The sequence below is a fragment of the Parasphingorhabdus sp. genome (assembly GCF_965233695.1).
Taxonomy (GTDB): Bacteria; Pseudomonadota; Alphaproteobacteria; order Sphingomonadales; family Sphingomonadaceae; genus Parasphingorhabdus.
Genome location: NZ_OZ247497.1, coordinates 832,764 through 853,772 on the forward strand (window position 1 = coordinate 832,764; position 21,009 = coordinate 853,772).

General features: G+C 54.7%; 20 protein-coding genes and 2 tRNA genes. 13 read left to right on the forward strand and 9 right to left on the reverse strand.

Translation table 11 applies throughout. The annotated features are described in order from the left end of the window. Position 1 precedes the first annotated feature (1 nt). On the reverse strand, positions 2 to 700 hold the full coding sequence (locus ACO6S1_RS03860) for an EI24 domain-containing protein (protein WP_422345017.1): 699 nt from the start codon (positions 698 to 700) through the stop codon (positions 2 to 4). Between the two features lie 107 nt (positions 701 to 807). Between ACO6S1_RS03860 and ACO6S1_RS03865 the strand changes: the two genes are divergently transcribed. After that, positions 808 to 1,806 carry an adenosine kinase gene (locus tag ACO6S1_RS03865; protein WP_422345018.1) on the forward strand — a complete coding sequence of 333 codons (999 nt, stop codon included), beginning with the start codon at positions 808 to 810 and terminating at the stop codon, positions 1,804 to 1,806. A gap of 21 nt (positions 1,807 to 1,827) precedes the next feature. On the opposite strand, the gene ACO6S1_RS03870 is transcribed toward ACO6S1_RS03865, so the two are convergent. The 3 genes from ACO6S1_RS03870 to tsaD all read right to left on the reverse strand — a co-directional run bounded on the left by ACO6S1_RS03870 (position 1,828) and on the right by tsaD (position 5,519). After that, positions 1,828 to 3,345, reverse strand: coding sequence for a lipopolysaccharide biosynthesis protein (locus tag ACO6S1_RS03870; protein WP_422346130.1), 1,518 nt, complete (start codon positions 3,343 to 3,345; stop codon positions 1,828 to 1,830). Positions 3,346 to 3,492: 147 nt separating this feature from the next. Further along, positions 3,493 to 4,488, reverse strand: coding sequence for an NAD(P)H-dependent glycerol-3-phosphate dehydrogenase (locus tag ACO6S1_RS03875; RefSeq protein WP_422345019.1), 996 nt, complete (start codon positions 4,486 to 4,488; stop codon positions 3,493 to 3,495). Next, entirely contained in the window at positions 4,485 to 5,519 is a 1,035-nt protein-coding gene (gene tsaD, locus ACO6S1_RS03880) for a tRNA (adenosine(37)-N6)-threonylcarbamoyltransferase complex transferase subunit TsaD (RefSeq protein ID WP_422345020.1), read from the reverse strand. Before tsaD ends, ACO6S1_RS03875 begins: the two co-directional genes overlap by 4 nt. Positions 5,520 to 5,560: 41 nt before the next feature. On the opposite strand from tsaD, the gene hemC reads away from it, so the two are divergent. Genes hemC through ACO6S1_RS03895 form a run of 3 tightly spaced genes read left to right on the forward strand, consistent with a single transcriptional unit; the run spans position 5,561 to position 8,236 of the window. Continuing rightward, positions 5,561 to 6,520 carry a hydroxymethylbilane synthase gene (hemC, locus tag ACO6S1_RS03885; RefSeq protein WP_422345021.1) on the forward strand — a complete coding sequence of 320 codons (960 nt, stop codon included), beginning with the start codon at positions 5,561 to 5,563 and terminating at the stop codon, positions 6,518 to 6,520. Next, complete coding sequence (locus tag ACO6S1_RS03890; protein ID WP_422345022.1) at positions 6,517 to 7,203, forward strand: uroporphyrinogen-III synthase; 687 nt, start codon at positions 6,517 to 6,519, stop codon at positions 7,201 to 7,203. Before hemC ends, ACO6S1_RS03890 begins: the two co-directional genes overlap by 4 nt. Positions 7,204 to 7,261: 58 nt before the next feature. Beyond that, complete coding sequence (locus tag ACO6S1_RS03895; RefSeq protein ID WP_422345023.1) at positions 7,262 to 8,236, forward strand: mitofilin family membrane protein; 975 nt, start codon at positions 7,262 to 7,264, stop codon at positions 8,234 to 8,236. A 3-nt stretch (positions 8,237 to 8,239) separates the two neighbouring features. On the opposite strand, the gene ACO6S1_RS03900 is transcribed toward ACO6S1_RS03895, so the two are convergent. Together ACO6S1_RS03900 and ACO6S1_RS03905 are read right to left on the reverse strand one after the other, a co-directional pair. Then, positions 8,240 to 8,638 carry an acyl-CoA thioesterase gene (locus ACO6S1_RS03900; protein ID WP_422345024.1) on the reverse strand — a complete coding sequence of 133 codons (399 nt, stop codon included), beginning with the start codon at positions 8,636 to 8,638 and terminating at the stop codon, positions 8,240 to 8,242. Continuing rightward, complete coding sequence (locus ACO6S1_RS03905; RefSeq protein WP_422345025.1) at positions 8,635 to 10,707, reverse strand: S9 family peptidase; 2,073 nt, start codon at positions 10,705 to 10,707, stop codon at positions 8,635 to 8,637. The genes ACO6S1_RS03900 and ACO6S1_RS03905 overlap by 4 nt, the downstream gene beginning before the upstream one ends. A 182-nt stretch (positions 10,708 to 10,889) precedes the next feature. On the opposite strand from ACO6S1_RS03905, the gene ACO6S1_RS03910 reads away from it, so the two are divergent. Together ACO6S1_RS03910 and ACO6S1_RS03915 are read left to right on the forward strand one after the other, a co-directional pair. Further along, positions 10,890 to 12,671, forward strand: coding sequence for an aminopeptidase P family protein (locus ACO6S1_RS03910; protein ID WP_422346131.1), 1,782 nt, complete (start codon positions 10,890 to 10,892; stop codon positions 12,669 to 12,671). A gap of 76 nt (positions 12,672 to 12,747) precedes the next feature. Next, positions 12,748 to 13,233, forward strand: a complete 486-nt coding sequence (locus ACO6S1_RS03915; RefSeq protein WP_422345026.1) for an acyl-CoA thioesterase — start codon at positions 12,748 to 12,750, stop codon at positions 13,231 to 13,233. A gap of 7 nt (positions 13,234 to 13,240) precedes the next feature. Here ACO6S1_RS03915 and ACO6S1_RS03920 read toward each other — a convergent pair whose 3' ends face one another. Then, positions 13,241 to 13,384 (reverse strand): hypothetical protein, encoded by a 144-nt coding sequence (locus tag ACO6S1_RS03920; protein WP_422345027.1) that lies wholly within the window; start codon positions 13,382 to 13,384, stop codon positions 13,241 to 13,243. A gap of 105 nt (positions 13,385 to 13,489) precedes the next feature. Between ACO6S1_RS03920 and ACO6S1_RS03925 the strand changes: the two genes are divergently transcribed. The 4 genes from ACO6S1_RS03925 (at position 13,490) to ACO6S1_RS03940 (ending at position 17,861) form a co-directional block, all read left to right on the forward strand. Beyond that, a tRNA-Thr gene (locus ACO6S1_RS03925) sits at positions 13,490 to 13,564 on the forward strand. Between the two features lie 567 nt (positions 13,565 to 14,131). Then, positions 14,132 to 15,040: a winged helix-turn-helix transcriptional regulator gene (locus ACO6S1_RS03930; protein ID WP_422345028.1), complete on the forward strand. Its 909-nt coding sequence runs from the start codon at positions 14,132 to 14,134 to the stop codon at positions 15,038 to 15,040. Positions 15,041 to 15,162: 122 nt separating this feature from the next. Next, positions 15,163 to 16,620, forward strand: a complete 1,458-nt coding sequence (locus ACO6S1_RS03935; RefSeq protein ID WP_422345029.1) for a carotenoid oxygenase family protein — start codon at positions 15,163 to 15,165, stop codon at positions 16,618 to 16,620. An 11-nt stretch (positions 16,621 to 16,631) separates the two neighbouring features. After that, positions 16,632 to 17,861: an acetyl-CoA acetyltransferase gene (locus ACO6S1_RS03940; RefSeq protein ID WP_422345030.1), complete on the forward strand. Its 1,230-nt coding sequence runs from the start codon at positions 16,632 to 16,634 to the stop codon at positions 17,859 to 17,861. 71 nt (positions 17,862 to 17,932) lie between these two features. On the opposite strand, the gene ACO6S1_RS03945 is transcribed toward ACO6S1_RS03940, so the two are convergent. Further along, positions 17,933 to 18,018: transfer RNA gene (locus tag ACO6S1_RS03945), tRNA-Tyr, on the reverse strand. A 155-nt stretch (positions 18,019 to 18,173) separates the two neighbouring features. Here ACO6S1_RS03945 and rlmB point away from each other — a divergent pair. Together rlmB and ACO6S1_RS03955 are read left to right on the forward strand one after the other, a co-directional pair. Then, positions 18,174 to 18,926, forward strand: a complete 753-nt coding sequence (gene rlmB / locus ACO6S1_RS03950; protein ID WP_422345031.1) for a 23S rRNA (guanosine(2251)-2'-O)-methyltransferase RlmB — start codon at positions 18,174 to 18,176, stop codon at positions 18,924 to 18,926. Next, a complete protein-coding gene (locus ACO6S1_RS03955) occupies positions 18,927 to 19,856 on the forward strand; it encodes a hypothetical protein (RefSeq protein WP_422345032.1) in 930 nt (309 codons plus the stop codon). 69 nt (positions 19,857 to 19,925) lie between these two features. Here ACO6S1_RS03955 and ACO6S1_RS03960 read toward each other — a convergent pair whose 3' ends face one another. After that, entirely contained in the window at positions 19,926 to 20,243 is a 318-nt protein-coding gene (locus tag ACO6S1_RS03960) for a 2Fe-2S iron-sulfur cluster-binding protein (protein WP_422345033.1), read from the reverse strand. A 103-nt stretch (positions 20,244 to 20,346) separates the two neighbouring features. On the opposite strand from ACO6S1_RS03960, the gene ACO6S1_RS03965 reads away from it, so the two are divergent. Continuing rightward, positions 20,347 to 20,964: a DNA-3-methyladenine glycosylase family protein gene (locus ACO6S1_RS03965; RefSeq protein ID WP_422345034.1), complete on the forward strand. Its 618-nt coding sequence runs from the start codon at positions 20,347 to 20,349 to the stop codon at positions 20,962 to 20,964. Positions 20,965 to 21,009 lie beyond the last annotated feature (45 nt).

Consider the following 21,009-nt stretch of genomic DNA (forward strand, 5'->3'; position numbering starts at 1 on the left):
GTCAGTTGCTTTCTTCCAGTCCGGATTCACGTTTCTTGTGAACCAGATGGGTAGCCATAGCGGCTCCCAAAACCGGCGCAAGAAAATTGACAACTGGGACGGCAAGCAACAGCGCAGTGGTCAGGCCGAGCCCAAAACGGGTTACCTTGCTGATCCGCCAAGCCTCGTCCATCTGCGCAACATCGCCGACATGGCGGGCAGCAACCATATCCTGTAAATCGCGTCCGATCAGGATCGCATTGACCGCAAAAAAGGCAATCGGTGCACCAATGCCGGTAACCAGCAACATGATGTAAACCGGCGATGCCAGGAGATTATAACCGATCGCCCGGCCAACCGAAGCCAGCCCCATTTTTAGGCCGAGGAGATAGCCTGGTGGCTTGGCCAGTTCAGCACGCGATGGATAATGCTGTGCCTCAACCGCATCGACGATATCATCGGAAAAAATGTTGAGCACAAAGATCGCGATGACGCGAAACAGAAATATGGCGGTGAGCGCCGTGATAATCGCAGCGGCTGTCGCCGCCCACCATCCGCCGTCATTCAATCCGGTGAGCGACAATATCCATGCGAGCAGAAAATAGGCTCCAACGCCAAAAACGGCCAAGAGCAGCAAGGAGATGACGAACACCTTAAGCAGCAGCGATAAAATCCTTCGGTCCGATAGCTGGCCGATGGAAAGAAGAAAGGCATCAATCATCGCAACCCCATGTCATGAAATTGCTCTTCGGGTCAATTCTGCTTGAACCTGCAGCGCCTTACCCTTAACGGACAGCGCTTATCTGCTCGCCTTATAAGGACATGTTTATGACCACCGAAGCCCGTTACGATATTGTCGCTGTCGGCAATGCCATTGTGGATGTGATTGCACAGGCAGACGATGCGTTTCTGGAAGAGGAGCAGCTCAACAAGGGTTCCATGACACTGATTGATGCGGAACGGGCAACACAGCTTTATCGCGACATGGGCGTGGCGCGCGAGATTAGTGGCGGTTCCGGTTCAAACACATTGGCGGGCGCATCCACCTTGGGCCGGCAGTGCGCTTTGATTGCACAGGTTGCCGATGATCAACTTGGCGAAGTATTTACCCATGATATCCGCGCCACCGGCATTGATTTTGACGTACCACCACTCGGCAAAGAGCCACCGACAGCACGCTGTCTGATCCTGGTGACCCCCGATGCACAGCGTACGATGAACACATTTCTGGGTGCTTCCCAATTTCTGCCCCCCGCATCGGTTGATGCCGATTTGATTGCCAGCGGGGCCATTCTCTATCTTGAAGGCTATTTGTGGGACGCCGAAGAGCCCAAAGCGGCGATGGCGCTGGCGATTGATATTGCACGCAAAAATGGCCGCAAGGTTGCGTTCACCCTGTCAGACGGTTTTTGCATTGAGCGGCATCGGGATGATTTCGTGCGTCTTATCAAAGACGGCATGATCGACATTTTGTTCGCTAATGAAGCGGAGATCAAATCGCTTTGTGAAACTGATGATTTTGATGCGGCGGTGGCGCAAACCGCAGCGCAAGTCGAAACACTTGTTGTGACGCGCAGCGAGAAAGGTGCAATCGCAATTCGGAATGCTAAGACTTATGCGGTCGGCGCCGAGCCGGTTGAAAAGATTGTCGATACCACAGGAGCCGGTGATTTGTTCGCAGCCGGGTTTCTTAGCGGATATATTGAAGAGCGTTCGATGGAAGATTGCCTGACCATCGGTGCGATTGCCGCCGCAGAGGTGATTTCGCACTATGGTGCACGGCCAGAGACGGATTTGCGGGAACTGGTAAAACAGCGCCTGGGCTAGATAACCCGAGTTGCTGCTTGCCTAACTCTTCATCTTGAACAGTTTTCGGTCTTCTGGCCCGAAACCCCATTTCCAGATGACCCAGGCATAGCTGCCCAATATCATCGGAATGCCGACGATCAGTTCTGCCCATTCCGGCAAATAGGTTGCGAGATAGCCTACAGCCGTGGCGGCCGCGACGGCAATTATGAGCGACCAGCGCCAGCCATTGACGGGTGCCTTGAGCAGCTTTGACAGGAATATGGATTTGACAACCGAAGCATAGGCCAGCGCAACCATAAGTGCCGCGGCGACCGATGCCGCTTGAAAGAGTGGCGGCCAGCCCAGCCGCATGCAAATCTGAATGAAGGTGACGCTCAATGCGGCTTGCAACAACAGCATCGATAGCGAGATCAACAGGTTCCGGTGCCGTGCTATGTAAACAAGCGCGGCTTCGCTGACAACGGCGGTGGCGGCGACCGCCTCTGCTGCCAAAAGGAATGCCAGTGCGCCGGTGCCGCCAACAAAATTGGGACCGACCAGCCCCATCACGGCTTCACCGGGAATGGCCAGAGCGAGTGCAATACCGGCCTGCGCCGCGATAATCCAGAACCCGACCTGACTGACCTGATTGGCAATTGCCTTCATATTGCCCGCTTCGAGATTGCGGGTAATGACCGGCCCCAAAATCGGGTCAAAACTGGTCTTGAGCTTCTGCGGCAGACTCGCAACCTGTTGCGCGATATAATAGATGCCGACAATGGCCGGGGAAGCAAAAAGGCCGAGAATGGCAAGGTCCAGCCGCCGCGATCCCCATTCTGCAGCATCCGCGGCAGCAAGCGGCATATTGCGGCGTGCCAGCTTGGCGATAGCGATCGGTTTGGGCCGCCAACCCCATGGCAGGCCATAGCTTTTGAACAAGGGCCAGAGTGATGCGAGCAAAGCTGCAGCCATCGAAACGACATAAGAGAGGATCAAACCGTCGCGCAGCGAATAGTAGGAGAACAAAAAGGCGGCGATGCTGATCGTCCAGGGTTCAACGATCGACCGCGCACGGACGGTCGATGCGATATCATAGCGATAGGCGAGAGCGGCAAGCGCAATATCCGCGCCTGCAATGGCGAAAATCACGAGCGGCAGGAAACGGTCGAGGCCGTTAATTTCGCTGTTCGGAAACATGATTTGTGGCACCAGGATTAGCAGCACCGCGGCAAGCATCGATGCGAAGAGACTGACCAGCAATCCATCCCAAACAACATGGACATGCGGCCGTTCCGTCCGGCTAAGTTGCTCCGCCAATCCCCGTTTCAGGCCAAGCGTTGCCAGCTGTGCCGCAAATTCGACGATCAATATTGCGTAGGCAAAGCGCCCCAGGGCTTCCGCTCCGTAAATGCGTCCGGCGATGAACAGGAAGGGCAATCGTGCCGCCAGCCGCAGCAGGAAACCGAAAACATTTGTCCGGCCGCCTTTGGCCAGCGCTGCGATATCCTCTTTACCGTCTTGCTCGCCCGCTGCTGCAGAAAGTGCGCCATCGGTGGCCGCTGCTTCCTTGCCAGACATCGGCTCCGATGATGTGCCGGAAGATGCGCCTGATGATTCCGGGCTGGTCAAAAAACAAATCTCCGGCTGGTGAAGCTATTCAAAAAATGCGGGTTAAAATGCAACGACGGGCTTTACCCCACTCAATCGAGCTTGTCATCTTTTGTACTAGCGCTGCTCTGAGACCAGTGGGCGGCGCATAAGCCGGGCAACGATCGATTTTGAATCGGTTTCGCCAGCAAGCAACGCGCAAACCGCATCGACAATCGGCATATCAACGCCTCGCGCTTTTGCATCGCGTTGCAACACCGCAGCGGTAAAAGCCCCTTCTGCAACGGTTGTGCGGTCTGACAAAAGGTCTTTTGCCGACTGCCCCCTGCCTAATCCCATACCTAATGAGAAGTTGCGGGAACTGTCGGATGAGCAGGTCAGGACCAGATCCCCGAGGCCACACAGGCCGGAAAGCGTCTCGGCCCGAGCGCTGCGCGCGACACCATAGCGGAGCATTTCGGCAAAGCCGCGACTGATAATCGAGGCGCGCGCATTTTGGCCGAGGCCGGCACCCTCGACCACACCGCAGCCAATAGCGAGGACGTTTTTGACTGCCCCGCCAATTTCCGCACCGGCGATATCGTCAGAATAGTAGGGACGGAAAGAAGGTTTGGAGATCAGGGGATTGAGCCTGTCCCAAAGTGCTGCACTATCGCAGGCCAGCGTCAAGGCGGTCGGCAGTCCCTGAGCAACTTCATGGGCAAATGTTGGCCCGGAAAGCACCGCCAGCGGGTTATCGGGCCGAATGTCCTGAACAACCTCGCTCATCAGTTGCCGGGTCGCTTCTTCGATGCCTTTGCTGCACAGGACCAGAGCGGCATCACAATCAGGCAAATCCTCTAGACTGGCCCGTAAATGCTGAGCCGGTGTAACGATCAGCAAGGCCTCGCAGAAAGCCAGTTCGTCCATATTCTGCGTTGCGCGAATATTCTCTCGCAATGGATAACCGGACAAAAAAGTCTGATTTTCATGGGCTTCGTTAATTTGTTCAACAACGTTAGGCTCCCGCGCCCAGAGCAACAATTCATCCTGCCCGTCTGACAGCACTTGCGCGAGCGCCGTACCCCATGCACCGGCCCCGATCACGCCAAGTCTCGCTCGCAACGCCGTCATGCTTTCACACCTGCCCCGCGCGCTTTTTCAGCAGCCGGGTCGAGCGGCCAGCGCGGGCGGGCAACAAAATCAAGCGGGTCGGTTAATCCTGCCGCAAAGCGCTCGGCACCCGCCCAGGCGATCATTGCCGCATTATCGGTGCATAGCCACAAAGGAGGCGCGGTAAATTGCATGTCATGATCCGTTGCCAATTGCTCCAGCATCGCCCGGATTGGTCCATTAGCCGCGACACCGCCAGCGACCACCAGATGGGGCACTTTCCCGTGATCGCCAATCGCCTTTTCCAAACGATCTTGCAGACAATCAACGGTCGCTTGCTGAAAAGCAGCGGCAATATCTTCAGCCTTGTGCTCACCGCTTTGATGGGCTCGGACCACCGCGCTTTTGAGGCCCGCAAAGGAGAAATGCGGTTCCTTTGATCCTTTGAGCGGGCGCGGTAGCGGCACTGCTTTGGCATCACCGCTTTTGGCTAACGCTTCGACCTTCGGCCCGCCGGGATAACCAAGGCCCAATATTTTTGCTGTTTTATCAAAAGCTTCACCTGCAGCGTCGTCAATTGTCGTGGCCAGCCGGCGATATTGCCCGACACCCTCCACCCGCAAAATCTGGCAATGCCCGCCCGATACCAGCAGCAGCAAATAAGGGAAGTCGAGATCAGCATTGGCGAGGCGCGGAGAAAGCGCATGACCTTCGAGATGATTGACCGCCACCAGCGGTTTGTCCGCCGCCATCGCCAGCGCTTTGCCGGTCACCAATCCGACCATGACACCGCCAATCAAACCGGGGCCAGCCGTCGCTGCAATCGCGTCCACTTGGTCCAATGTCAGATTGGCTTCGTCCAATGCCGCTGCGATGAGCGGTGTTATGATTTCGGCATGCGCACGGGCGGCGATCTCCGGAACGACGCCGCCAAAGGGCGCATGGGCAGCCTCTTGTCCGGCCAGCTTATGAGCCAATATCTTGCGATCTGACGTAACCAGTGCCGCCGCTGTCTCATCGCAGCTTGATTCAATGCCCAAAATAATACTCATATTTCTTTTACTTAAGCCATGGTGGGATTAGGACAAGGGTCATGACAGAATATGGCGACCCCGAACGGGAAATATTGGCTGGTTTAGACAGGCCTTTGAGGATCGGCACACGGCAGTCCCCTCTGGCCATGGTACAGGCGGAAATGGCCGCTGCGGCGATATTGGCAGCCCATGGCTGGCATCCCGATCAAGTCGAGCTGGTGCCCATGGTAGCCGCAGGTGACAAGATCCAGGACCGCGCACTGGCCGAGGTTGGAGGCAAGGCATTGTGGACAAAGGAACTCGACCGGGCGCTGCACGACGGTGAAATTGATTGCGCCGTGCACAGCATGAAGGATGTCGAGACACTGAGGCCAGAAGTCTTTACTCTGGCAGCGATCATGGAACGGGCGGATATTCAGGACCGGCTGATCGGAGCAACTTCTATCGCCGGTCTGACGCAGGCGGCGATTGTCGGGACTGCTTCTCCGCGGCGCAAGGCACAATTGCTCCGTGCGCGGAGTGATCTGGATATTCGGCTCATTCGCGGCAATGTCCAGACGCGCCTCCAGAAAATCGAGGCGGGTGAATTTGAGGCCACTATATTGGCTTCTGCTGGTCTCAACCGGTTGGATATGGACGATGTGGGGCATGTCATCGCCGACGACGAGATGCTGCCGGCCCCGGCACAAGGGGCAATTGGTGTTGAAACCTTGTCCAACTCCAATCATTTGCGTCGTGTGTTGAGAGAAATTTCCTGTTCAAATACCGCCTGCGCCGTGACAGCGGAGCGATCATTCCTCAAAGAGCTGACTGCAGATTGTCACAGCCCAGTGGCAGCCAATGCGACAGTAGAGGGACTCAAGATCCGTCTGCGGGCTGAAATATTGCTACCGGATGGCACGGAATGCGTCAGTGGCACGTCTGAATTTGCGACGGGCGACGTGTACGGTCCCGCACGGCTCGCCCGCAAGCTTTTGGGACAGGCCAGCGCTGATTTGAAGGCAATATTTGGTCGATGAGTTGTTCCCTGCTGATTTTACGGCCCACGGAAGGCGCTCTTGAAACCGCCAAACGTGCCAAAGATCAGGGCCTGCAAACCATAATAGACCCGTTCTTTGTGATTGAACCCATGGCGTGGTCCGCGCTCGCAGCCTCCCAATATGACGCCTTGATGCTGACCAGCGCTAATGCGATCAAATATGGCGGACACAAACTGCTGGAATATTCGCAATTGCCGGTGCTCGCGGTAGGCGAAGCAACGGCTGCGGCTGCACGGAATGCCGGGTTCCAAGTAGCCGACACGGGCAACGGCGGCGCCGCACAACTGCTGCAATCACCCGGCGCCAGCCAATTCAGTCATATTTTGCGGCTGACAGGCAAAGATCATGTGAAGACCGAAGCAGCCACTCAGCAGATCACCGTGCGTCAAGTCTATCAGGCACGCGCATTGCCATTGGGCGACACGGCACAGGCGGCCTTGCGTCAACGGCAAATAATATTGTTATATTCTGTCAGAGCGGCAAAGATATTGGCTGCGGAATCGGACCGTCTGCAATTGGACAGATCGCTTCATGACGTCGCGGCCCTGTCCCCCAATGTCGCGCAGGCCGCAGGCAAGGGATGGAAAAGCGTGCAGGCAGCCGAGAGTCCGACCGACGATGCTTTACTGTCTCTGGCGGGGCGACTATGTCAGGGAAAATGAATTTTTGGGACTTTGGACGGTGGGCGCTAATCCCACCAGCAGGATGTAGGGAAGTTGAATGAGCCGGGACTATGAAAAAATCGCGTCTTCGGGGGAAAAAAGCAATTTGACCCGGAACGTTCTGGTCCTGATGGTCGTTGCCTTTGTTGGTGGTGCGATCCTGACAGGCTGGATATTCTCGCGCTACAACCCGTTCGGAAACGATGAACCAACCGCTGTGGCAGCAGCCAATACAGCAGCCGGTAATGCCGCAGCTGCGGTTGATCCTGCCGCGGCACTGGCAAAACGAATTGATGCAGACGGCAAGGTACTGCCCCCTCCCCCGGTCAAACCTGTGCCGACCGAGATTCCAGCACTCACACCCGATAAAGAGCGCGCGCTGGCGGTGCGGGTTGCCGATCTTGAAGATCGTTTGTCGCGGATCAATGTCCAAGCGCAAGCCGCATCGGGCAATGCCGCACGGGCAGAAGGCCTGCTTATTGCATTTGCAGCTCGGCGCGCTCTCGATCGCGGATCACCGCTTGGTTATATTGAATCGCAGCTCCGCTTGCGATTTGGCGATGCGCAACCGAAGGCGGTAACAACAATCGTCAATGCATCGCGAGAGCCCGTAACCCTTGAAGAACTGGCGGCTGGATTGGATGATATCGGCCCCGCCCTGACCAGCGGATCAACCGGCGAGGGCTTCTGGACAGATTTCAAGCGCGAGATGTCTGAACTTTTCGTTATTCGCCGGGATGGCACGCCCTCCCCCGTGCCGCAACAAAGGCTGACGAGGGCGAAACGATATGTCGAAAATGGCAATGTCGATGCCGCTATCGCCGAGATTGATAAACTGCCCGGCAGTGACAATGGTGATGACTTGACCAATCAATGGATGGAAAAAGCGCGGCGCTATAATGAAGCGCGCCGGGCTTTGGATGTTATTGAAACAGCCGCGATATTGGAGCCGCAACAACTGCGCACCGCAGAAGGCGAACGCGTTGATCAGCCATCACCTCTCGCTCCCGTAACACCGATACCAGCGCCCTGATTTTCAGCTGTCGGACAGGAACATCTGCGCCAGTTCCTGCGGAACCCGCACGGGGCGGCCGCTGGTCTGATCAATAATAGCCCAATTGGTCTTCGCTGATACTTTGAGTTTCCCGTCAGCGCCTGCGAAACTGACATTGCGCCAGAAACGTGCGCCCCTGGGTGGCTCCGATATCCAGGTGCGCCCAATCACAGTCTCGCCAGCGCCAACATTACCGCGATAGTCAATTTCATGCCGGGTAACGACCCAAATGTAACGCTCGATATATTCCGACGGCGCTAACGCCTGCCAATGCGCGGTTGCCAGTTGTTGGATCCAGCGCACCCAAACCGCATTGTTCACATGGCCGAGCTCATCAATATCTTCGGCACGCGCTAAAATTTCGAGGGTATACTCGTTCATTTTCCTGTTTCGGTCATTCCCATCTGCCAGAGAATGAAAGCAAATTCTTCCGCAGTTTCCTCGATTCGGTTCCAGCGACCCGATTTTCCGCCATGGCCGGCGCCCATATTGGTCTTGAGCAGCAGGATATTATCATCGGTCTTGGTCGCGCGCAATTTGGCGGTCCATTTTGCAGGTTCCCAATAAGTCACGCGCGGATCATTAAGGCCCCCGGTGATCAGCATGGGCGGATAGTCCTGCGCGCTGACCTGATCATAAGGTGAATAGCTGCGGATATATTCAAACGCCGCTTTATCGGTGATCGGATTACCCCATTCCGGCCACTCGCCGGGGGTGAGCGGCAGGCTCTCGTCCTGCATCGTGTTAAGCACGTCAACAAACGGGACATGGGCGACAATGGCGCCCCACAGATCGGGGTCGCTGTTAACGACAGCGCCCATCAGCTCACCGCCGGCCGAACCACCGGACGCGCTGATCCGGCCCGTGGCGGTATAACCCTTCTCCGCCAGGCCCTTGGCGACGTCGACAAAGTCGTTGAAGGTATTGGTGCGCTGCATGAGCTTGCCCTGCAGATACCAGTCGCGACCCAGATCATCCCCACCGCGGATATGGGCAATCGCATAGACGAAACCCCGATCAACCAGCGACAACCGGTTGGTCGAAAAACTTGGCGGCACGGCATATCCATAAGCGCCATAAGCATAGAGATGAAGCGGCGCGCTGCCATCCAGTTTGGTGCCCTTTTTATAGACCAAGGATACCGGAACCATCGCGCCATCGCGGGCCTTAATGGTGAGCCGCTCGGTCACATATTCATCGGCATCATAGCCAGATGGAATCTCCTGAACCTTCAAAGTTTCCAAAATCCCATCGGCCACAGAAAAATCATAAACCGTATCGGGCGTCACCATGGATTCATAAGCGATCCGCAATTTGGTTACGTCATATTCCGGATTATCGTCGAGACCCGCATTGTAGCTGGCTTCAGGAAATTTGATGCGGTCCTTGATGGAACTGCCATAGGACCAGATATCTATCTGATCGAGGCCGTTCTCACGACCTTCGGTAACGTAGAAATTCTTGAACGGCGTCATGCCGGTCAGGTAAAATTCGTCTGATCCCGCAAGCAAGGTCGTCCACTCATCGGGTTGGTCCAGAGTTGCGGTGGCTAGCCGGAAATTCACATGATCATCATTGGTCAGGATATAGAGCGTGCCATCATGTTCCTCGACCGAATATTCGCGGCCCTTTTTGCGGGGGGAAATCAGGATCTGCTCGGCGGTCGGATCGTCGGTCGGCACCAGCCGCACTTCGCTGGTTTCGTTGTCACCGGTGGCGATGACGATATATTTTTCCGATTGGGTCAGGCCAATGCCGACCGTGAAACCATCCTGGGTCTCTTTATATAGTTCGATATCATCTTTTGGATCGCTGCCAATGACGTGGAGCCGGGCATTGTCGGTACGCCAATTGGCATTAGCCAGACCATATAGCAGCTTGGTTGAATCCGCCGACCAGACCAAACTCGACAAAGTGCCAGGTATCACGTCCGCCAGCATCTCGCCGGTTTCCAGATTCTTTATCCGGACCTCGAACCGTTCTGCGCCGGTATCATCGACCGAAAAAGCCAATAATTTGCCGTCAGGCGAGACTGACATGGCGCCCAGCCGGAAATAGTCCTTATCCTTGGCCAGTACATTTTCATCGAGCATCAGGACATCTGGACCGCCAGCCACAGACTTTCGGTAATGCTGCTTATACTGCATGCCCTCTTCAAATTTGGCCCAGTAAATCCAGTCGCCATCTTTCTGCGGAACAGAACTTTCGTCTTCCTTGATCCGCGCTTTCATTTCTTCGAACAGGGTTTTGGTCAGCGCTTTTTGGCCTTCCATATGCTGTTCGAACCACTGATTCTCCGCTTTCAGATATTCCAGCACATCTTCGTCATCGACCTTCGGGTAACTTTGATCCTTCAGCCAGTGATAGGGATCGCTGATCGTATAGCCGTGGCGTTCGTAACTATATGGCCGTTGTTCGGCAACAGGCGGTTTTTCCAGTTTTTTTGTCATGGTTTCTTCTGTAGTTTCAGATTCAGCGAAAGCGGGAGTAGCAGACAGACTTGCGACTGCCAGGAACGGTAATATGATCTGTTTCATAACGCCTCTTATCGGTGAAATTGGTGGCGGAAATCGTCTGAAACACCTATGTGTTTGTGTAACCGCTAATTCAAGGAGTTTCGCAGCCGATGTTGATGTCCACCTATGAAGCAAGGCTTGCTGCCTTGCGCGAGCAAATGGCGAAAGACGGTCTGGACGGTTTCGTCGTGCCGATTTGTGACGAGCATATGAGCGAATATGTCGGTGACTATGCCCAGCGCCTCGCCTGGCTCACCGGTTTCGGAGGATCGGCGGGATCGGCGGTCGTGCTGAAGGACCAGGCGGCGATTTTCGTCGACGGGCGCTATACGATCCAGGTGCGCGATCAGGTTGATGGCAAATTATATGAATATGTTGGCACGGCGGATAAAAGCGTGACCGAATGGTTGGGTGAGAACGCGCCCGAAGGGTCATCCATCGGCTATGATGCGTGGCTGCATACACAGGATTGGGCCAAATCGGCCGAGGCGAAGCTGGCAAAAAAAGACGCGAAACTGGTGGCGGTCAAGAATAATCCCATTGACGCAGTTTGGGATGACCAACCAGAACCATCATTGGCGAAACTGGATGTGCAGCCGGATGAATTTGCGGGCAAAAGCGCAAGCGAAAAGCGCGCTGACATTGCTGCTTGGCTGAAGGAAGAGGGGCTCGATGCAACCGTGATTGCCGCGCTCGATTCGGTCGCATGGGCGTTTAATATCCGTGGCAAGGATATCTCCAATACCCCCGTTCCGCGGGGCTATGCGATCGTCAAGGCCGATGGCAATGCAGAATTATTTGTCGCACCGGAAAAGCTGACCGATGATGTGCGTGTGCATCTGGGCAATGCGGTTGCCCTGCGGGATTACAGCGAATTTCCAGATGCTTTGACGGAATATCAAGGCCAGAAGATCGGTGTTGATCCCGAGCGGTCCGTGGCGGCAATATTCGGGCAGCTTGAAGGCGCCGGCGCGCAGATCGTGAAGAAACGTGATCCGACGATCCTCGCCAAGGCGATCAAGAATGAAACCGAGGTCGATGGCCACAAAGCGGCTCAGGCACGCGATGGCGCGGCGCTGAGCCAGTTTCTGCACTGGTTCTCAAAAGAAGCACCCAAAGGCGGCCATGATGAACTGTCAGTCGCCGCCAAGCTTGCTGAATTTCGCGGGCAATCGAACAAGCTGATGGACCTGTCTTTCCGCACCATCTCTGGTGCCGGTCCGAATGGCGCATTGTGCCATTATAGCGTGAACGAGGAAACCAATCGTAAAATCGAAACCGGCACGCTTTATCTGGTCGATAGCGGCGGTCAATATCGTGATGGCACGACCGATGTGACGCGCACCATGGCGGTGGGCGAGCCCACGGCGGAAATGATCAAGCGCTACACGCAGGTTTTGCAGGGCCATATCGCGCTTGCCAAAGCGGTCTTTCCCAAGGGAACCACAGGCGGGCAGCTCGATATACTTGCACGGCAATATCTCTGGGCTGATGGTGTCGACTATGCCCACGGTACAGGCCACGGCGTCGGCGCCTATTTGTCGGTCCATGAGGGGCCGCAGCGGATTGCCGCTTTTGGCGGGTTTAACGAACCGCTTGTGGCGGGCATGATCTGTTCCAACGAGCCAGGCTATTATAAAGACAATGCCTTTGGCATTCGTATCGAAAATCTGATCCTTGTCGAAGAACGCGACGTACCCGGCGCGGAGCAGGAAATGCTCGGTTTCGAGACGCTGACCTTTGCGCCGCTCGACCGGCGGCTGATTGATGTCACGGTCCTGTCGGATGCTCAGCGCCAGTGGGTGGATGACTATCACGCCCAGGTGCTCGCTATCGTCGGGCCACAGATTTCCGGTGAAGCGTTGGATTGGCTCAAGGCGCAGACGGCGGCTCTTTAGCATTCCTATATTCTCGTCATCCTGAACTTTATTCAGGATGACGAATACTGACAGATTCAGGACGACAGAAAATCAAATGATAAAAGAAGCCCAGAACCCGCGCGAAGGTTTTCGCCTGATAACCCCCGTCCGCGTGCGCTATGCCGAAGCTGACATGCAGGGCATCGTGTTCAACGCCAACTATCTCGCTTTTGCTGATATCGGCGTGACCGAATATTTCCGCGCGCTCGTCGGTGCCAAGGGTAACGAAGATTCCCTCGGTAAATTTATGGAGCTATTTGGCGGCGACAATTGGGTTCGCCATGCCGAGGTTGATTTTCTGGCTCCGGCCAAGGCAGATGATCTGATTGATGTGTGTCTGCGGATCACCCGATTCGGCCGGACAAGCTATTCCGCCATCGCCCATATCGTGCGGGACAACACGCTGCTGAATGTCGTTAAACTGACCTATGTCTGGTTCGACCCGGCGACAGAACAAGTCACGCCGGTGGCCCAGAGCTTTATCGATGCGGTCACGGAATTTGAGATTATCGAACCGGAACGGGCCGTCGTTGCCGTCTAGCTACGCCCTATTTCCGGACTCCATCCTCTAAATCCTTGGCTTGCGCCTTGCGCCGCCGCAAATTCGCGCGCAATTGCTCGGTAAGCCGTTCGGCCTTGGCGGCTTCCTTACGCTGTTTTTCAGACTTTGGTTGTGGCTTGGGCATGACCATTATTTGACAGCCCGCAATCAAAAATGCAACTCCGCTTGACAAGTCCTTAACCCTTTCGCCATAGGCGCGGGGCTTGGAGCAGATGGCTCCTGCAATGAAACTAGTGCTGCTGTAGCTCAGTGGTAGAGCGCGTCATTGGTAATGACGAGGTCGGGAGTTCAATTCTCCCTAGCAGCACCATTTCTTTCCCCGATTTCGAGCGTCTCCGGCGGCAGAAATGGATCGTCCATTTAACCACTAAATTTCGGTAACTTAGCTCGTTCCGGTTGGGTGAACTTCGTCTCAGAGACCATTTGTCGCCGGCCATATGTCTGCAAATGGCCGGATTATCTCGATGCCCCGAAACACGGATCCCAGATGCACTGTCAGAATGTGATTGATTTTGGCTTTATTCGAACCCGAACATGGTTCGTTGGCTTTCCCAATCCAGGGGAATTGTGCCAGCTCGCAGAAAGCGCCTTCCCGTCAAATTGACGGGTTGCGACCCTTGAATAATGGCTTTGGTAATATCGGGTGCGAGGAAACTCAGCCTGGCAAGCTTCCCCAGATGCCGTTGCGAATAATCTGACCCTAATCGCCACAAGCTGTATTGAATGTCCAGGCAATGGCGAATTTCGGACGACATCGCTCAATGGGGTGATCCATCGCCGTTGCCAAGGTTTCCCGCTCGCTGTAGGCTTTACTTCCTTATTCATTTTATCATTTACATTTATGCCATCTACTAGCCATTCCTTTTCCGATCCAGCGATGATTAAAACCTGTTCTATCTGGCGGGCGCTCGAGATATTGGGCGACACCCCTATCTTGTTGATTCTGGAATCGATTTGGTTGGGAGCAACCCGCTTCACTCAACTAAAGCAACGTACGGGCATCCAAAAGGCTTTGCTGTCCAATCGACTGGGCCGCCTCATCGAAGCAGGTATTCTTCGAAAAGACAGGAATTCTGGACTGGCAAAGCATCCTCAATATGGATTGACGGCCAAAGGAGTGGATCTCTTTCCGACAGTGTTGACCCTCTATGTCTGGGAACGCAAGTGGGGCACGGCTGATATACGGCGCAATCTTGAATTGCGCCACGAGAGCTGCGGTTCTGCACTCAAGCCCGTGCCAGTGTGCGGAGCATGCAAACAGAGTTTTGAATTGCGGGAAGTATCGTTTGTGGAAGGGCCAGGCGTTGGGGAAATGCCGGCTTCTTATAGCCGCCGACGCAATCAGGTTTCTTTCCGGTCCGATCAACCATCTCTGCTTCGCGGCTCCGTTGAAATATTGGGAGATCGTTGGTCGGCTTTGATCATGCGAGCCGTTTTTACCGGTTTAAACCGTTTCGACACCATCGCGGCGGATAGCGGAGCCGCACCAGCAATATTATCCGAACGGCTCAAGGATCTGGTGGAGTCCGATGTATTAAAAACGGTCCCCTATCAACAAAACCCGATCCGCTATGATTATTTTCTGACCAAAAAGGGCGTCGACTATTATTCCGTCATTATGATGCTGATGTTATGGGGTGACAAATATTATGGCGCGCCGGAAGGTCCTCCGGTGCTGTTGACACACACCACGTGCGGTAAGCCGCTGGTCCCGGAGATTGCCTGTCGCGATTGCCAGCAGACGGTGCATCCCCAGTCGGTAACGATCACCGGACTGAAAAACTAACCTCACAAACAAGTGCTTAGCGTGGCGCTTATCAAACGGGTCTATTTTCGCTTGACCCGACGGCATCCATACATGATAGCCCAGTGACTTCTATAACCATACCAATATTGGAGTCATGCAATTTGCCCCAACTCGTCAACCGCGTAAAAGCGACCCTTTCCGAGAACGACCATCCCTATCTCAACGGGGCATGGACTCCGAATTTTGATGAATATGATGCCGACGATCTGACCGTTATTGGAGAGATTCCAGCGGATATTGATGGCGTTTATATTCGGAATACCGAAAATCCCGTGCATGATGCCATTGGCCGCTATCATCCCTTTGATGGCGACGGCATGCTCCACATGATGCGCCTGTCTGGCGGCAAAGCGGAATATAAGAACCGGTTCATTCGTACTCGCGCCTTCGAAGCAGAAGCGGAGGCCGATCGGTCACTCTGGATCGGCTGTATGGGCAATCCCAAAAAATCGGAACGCAAAGGCTGGGGCGCGCATGGTCATATCAAGGATAGCTCGTCGACCGATGTTGTGGTTCATGCCGGCAATATCCTGTCGACCTTTTGGCAATGCGGTGAGGGCTATCGGCTCGACCCGCACACGCTGGACACTTTGGGGATAGAAGGCTGGGCTCCCATTGACGGTATATCGGCTCACCCCAAGCTGGACCCTGCCACCGGCGAATTGCTGTTTTTCAACTATTCGACTCACGCGCCTTACATGCATTACGGCGTCGTTGGCGCTGACAACAAGCTCAAGCATTATATCCCAGTTGACTTGCCCGCTCCGCGTCTGCCCCACGACATGTGTTTTTCGAAAAACTATTCGATCCTGAATGATTTTCCGATGTTCTGGCCGCAGGCGATGCTGGATAATGGTTTCTATATCCCAGTCTTCGACAAGACGATGAAATCGCGCTTTGCGGTTGTTCCGCGCTTTGGCAACCAGGAAGACATAAAGTGGTTTGAAGCCGAATCCACTTATGTGCTGCATTTCATGAATGCTTATGAAGACGGCGACGAGCTGATCATGGACGGCTATTTTCAGGAAGATCCCCGGCCCGATCCGCTGCAATCCCTGCCTGGCGAATATCAGGCCATGGGCGCCAATCTCGATCTTCATTCTCTGAAAACCCATTTGCATCGCTGGCGGTTTAACCTCAGCACCGGTGAAACGCTGGAAGAACGGCTATATGACGACGAGATTGTTGAGTTCGGAACAATCAACCCCGCTTATGCCGGCAAGAAACATCGATATGTCTACAGCGTGACCGGCGAGGACGGCTATTTCCTCTTCACCGGCATGATCAAGCATGATCTGGAAACCGGCGCTGCCCAGCAATATGAATTTGGCGAAGGCCGCTATGGGTCAGAGGCCCCTTTCATTGCGCGTAAAAATGCGACATCAGAGGATGATGGCTATCTGATCAGCTTCATTACCGATATGAATCTGGATCGCTCGGAATGTGTGATACTGGATGCCAAGAATATTGCAGCAGGACCGGTTTGCCAAATCATCCTGCCGCATCGCATTTGCAGCGGTACCCATGCGGTTTGGGCGGATGCTGAGGAGTTGAAATAAAGGGGACAAGCGTGTCACAGAATATCTACATATTGGGCGGTCATCAGACGGATTTTGCTCAAAACTGGACGCGTGAAGACCAGACTCTATTTGATCTCTTCTCCACCACCGTGCTCACAGCGCTCGAAAAAACGGGACTGGAGCCGAAAGATATAGACGTCGGCCATGTCAGCAATTTTGTGGCGGAACTCTTTACCGGTCAGGGAATGCTCGGCGGCTTTTTCGGACATGTCCACAAGGATTTTTCCGGCATGCCCGCCTCCCGCCACGAAGGTGCCTGCGCCTCTGGTTCGCTGGCAATATTGGGCGCGATGACGGATATCGAAAGCGGCCGCTATGATCTCGCCTGTGTCACCGGGGTTGAATTGATGCGCAATGTATCCGGTGCGCAAGCCGCGGATAATCTGGGCGCCGCGATCTTCGTTGGTAAAGAGGGACAGGATGCCAAATATATCTGGCCCGCCATGTTCTCTGATCTCGCCGAAGAATATGATCGCCGCTATGGTTTGCGCCACGAGCATCTCATGGAAATATCCAAGACAAATTTTGACAATGCGCGGCGCAATCCCAATGCACAAAGCCGCAACTGGCAGTTTGAGGACAAGAGTTTTACCGCGGATGATGAATATAATCCGGTGATCGAAGGCTGGATGCGGCGGCAGGATTGCGGGCAGGTGTCCGATGGCGCGGCTGTTGTCTTTCTGGCCTCAGAAGCCCGTGCGAAGCAATATGCTGATAGTCACGGCGTTCCGCTGGAGAGCCTCGCCCAGATCAAGGGATGGGGCCACACGACAGCGCCGATGCTCATGCAAACAAAATTGGTCGATAGCGCCAATGATGACTATGTCCTGCCATGGACCCGCAAGGCGATTACCGACGCTTATCGTCGCGCTGGCATCAGTGGGCCGGATCAGCTGGACGCGATCGAAACCCATGATTGTTTCTCGGTCACCGAATATATGGCGATAGAGCATTTCGGCATCACCGCACCCGGTGAAGCCTGGAAAGCGATTGAGGAAGGCGTCATCACATTCGACGGCAGCCTACCAGTCAACCCGTCTGGGGGTTTGATCGGAATGGGTCATCCTGTTGGTGCAACCGGCGTTCGTATGATGCTGGATGCATCCAAGCAAGTCACTGGCAATGCTGGAGACTATCAAGTCGAAGCGGCTAAAACAGTCGGAACATTCAATGTTGGCGGCTCTGGGACCACCAATTGCGCATTTGTTGTTGGCCTATAGACTTCAGCGAGAAATCGTTATCGCATTCGGTTTGCGAGGCCATATGGAGGAAACCCCAAGGGCCAAAGCAATGGTGGACAGGATAGGATTCGAACCTATGTACGCTTGCGCGGGCAGATTTACAGTCTGCTGCCTTTAACCACTCGGCCACCTGTCCATTTGGTTGCCTATCTTGACCGTTTATCGGCAAGATGCGGCTCAATGACGAAAGCATCGCGCAGTGTCAATGCCTGCCCTTCCAAAATCGCAAATTTCCCGCGAAAAAGGTCCAAAAAAGAGTGTCTCATTACGGACGAACCGCTAAGGAGCCTTATGGCACGTAAAAATAGATCTGCGAAAAAAACCGGTGGCGGTTTGAAATTCTGGGGCCGGCATGCGGTGGAAGCCGCGCTCGCCAACCCCCATCGGTTCGTGAAGAAAATTTCAGGGACACGCGAAGCGCTCGCAACGCTCGACCTGCCCGAAGACTTGGCGGTCGTATATAGCGACGTCGCTGACCTCGGCCGGGTCATACCGCGCGAGGCGCCGCATCAGGGAATGGTGCTGGATGTGGATCCGCTGCCTGAAATCTGGCTGGGCGACTTGCTCGACAAGGTCGCTGACAAAGGCCGTCCGATATTGGTTCTGGACCAGGTGACCGACCCCCATAATGTTGGTGCGATATTGCGCTCTGCCGCCGCATTTGATGCCGCCGCGATTGTGACGCAGGATCGGCACGCGCCGCCGGAATCCGGTACAGTGGCAAAATCTGCTTCTGGCGCTTTGGAAATTGTACCTTGGGTCCGGGTGGTCAATCTGGCGCGGGCGCTCGATGAAATAGCCGAAGCGGGATATTGGCGCATCGGTATGGACGGGGAAGCGGACGAAACACTTGGCAATATTATGGGGCAGAGCAAAGTCGCTTTGGTGATGGGAGCCGAAGGCGAAGGTTTGCGGCAGAATGTCGCGGCGCATTGTGACGCGCTGGCACGCCTGCCCATGGCCCCGCAGATGGAAAGCCTGAATGTGTCCAATGCCGCAGCAATTGCGCTTTATGCAGAATATACGCGAAACCGGGAGAATTAGATGAAACAGATTTTTAAATTTGTAGCCGCACTGTCGGCACCGTTGTTGCTTTCAGGTTGTTTTTTGTTACCCGGAAAGTTCAATGCGAAGCTCACCATTCTTGACGGCGATCGGTATGAATTTGGCTATACCGGTCAAATTCAGATGACCATGCCTGAAGATGGCAAAATGAAAAAGCCAAGCAACGAACCATTTGACCCGGCCAAGCTGAAATGTCGCGATCGCGTGTATAAAAGCGATGGTGAAGTAAATGCCGAAAGCCCTGTTTATGGGGACGAATATGACCGGTATGGCAAGGATGCAGATCCTTCTATTGATAATGAAAATCTCAGCTATGAAGTGGTTGACCGGGAATGCACCGACGAAGAAGTCACCAACAGGCAAGACCGGTATGAGCGCGATCAAGCCCGCAAACAGAAGCGTTATGAAGAAGAATCTGCCATGGCGGGCGCGTTTTTCGGCGGTCCTATTCCGGGTGATGACGACAGCATGGTCGCATTCGCCAAGAAATTAAGCAAATATCAGGGCTGGAAGAAGGTCGAACATGCAGGCGGCAATATATTCGACGTAGAATATAGTGAAACCGGACCCATCGGCAATTATTTCAGCTTTCCTGTGCTTCCGGACGCACAGATGCAATATCCGTTCTTCCAGCTCATTCGGCGCAGCGATGGAGCGGTGGAGTTGCTGACACCCGGCATTGCTGGTCAAGGTAGCATGTTCAACATGATGATGATGAAAGAAAGCGGCGGAAAAGCCCCGAAAATTTCTGAAATTGACGGTGTTTTGACGGTGGAAACCAATGGCACGGTGGCGACCAATAACAGCGTCGATGGCTTTACCGAAAAAGACGGCCGCAAAGTGATGAGCTGGAAAATCGGCAAAAGTGCTGCGACCGAAGAAGGTCCGCGCGCGCTGATACGATTCTGATTTTTATATGGGATACAAAAAGGGGGAGCTTCACGGCTCCCCTTTTTTATTGGCGCTTTACCGAAAAACTTAATCCTCTTCGGCGATTTTCACTTTCAGGCCATCGAGGTCATCATTCAATTCGATCTGGCAGCTGAGCCGCGAAAACTCATTGCGATGATCGCTGCTTTCCAGCAGATCATCTTCGTCTTCGCTCATCGCCGGCAATTTGTCTTTCCAGTCGGCATCGACATGCACATGGCAAGTCGCGCAAGAACAACATCCACCGCACAGCGCTAGCAATTCGTCAAAACCGTTGTCGCGGATCGCTTCCATGACGTTCATGCCGCTGTCGACAGTAACGGCTTTTTCTTCTCCGGTACGACCGGTGACGTGGATGGTTGGCATAGAAACCCCTTAAGCTGTTTTCATTCAAAATCCGGCACGCTATGTCCGCTCGACCAAAAAGAATCAAGAGGCCAAAAGGCCAGTAACCTGAGGCGAAGCCGCAATGGGCCTATCAAAAGAGACGATAAAGACCAGCCTCGACGCGATCAGCAAAGTCGAGCCGACATTGGGGAAGGCCATCAAGGCCGCCGGTTATCCGGAACCACGGATCAATCCCGAGGGCTATCAAACCCTGCTCCGCACGATTGTCGGGCAGCAGGTCAGCGTGGCTTCTGCGGCTTCCGTTTGGAACAAGCTGGAGGCGCTCTTGGGTGCAGGTTGCCCGGCCGAAGCGCTGATCGCGACCGAATTTGACGAGCTGCGGGCTTGTGGCCTGTCGCGCCAGAAGCAAGGCTATGCGCGCAGTCTGGCAGAACTGATATTGTCCGGCGGGCTGGATCTCAATAATCTGCCGCACGATGATGAAGAAGCGATTGCGCGGCTCACCCAGGTCAAGGGCATTGGCCGCTGGTCGGCGGAAATCTACCTGCTCTTCGCTTTGGGCCGCCCCGATATCTGGCCGGCCGGTGATCTGGCGATACAGGCTGGTGTCGGTGATATATTGGGCCATGACACGCGCCCATCAGAACAGGATCTCAGGGAAATTGCCTTGCCTTGGTCACCCCATCGCGGGTCGGTCGCAATTTTTATCTGGCATCATTACAACACGATGGTGATGTGAACGGGTGGCAAATAGCCGCGCAAGGACATCCCCAGGATCGCGCGC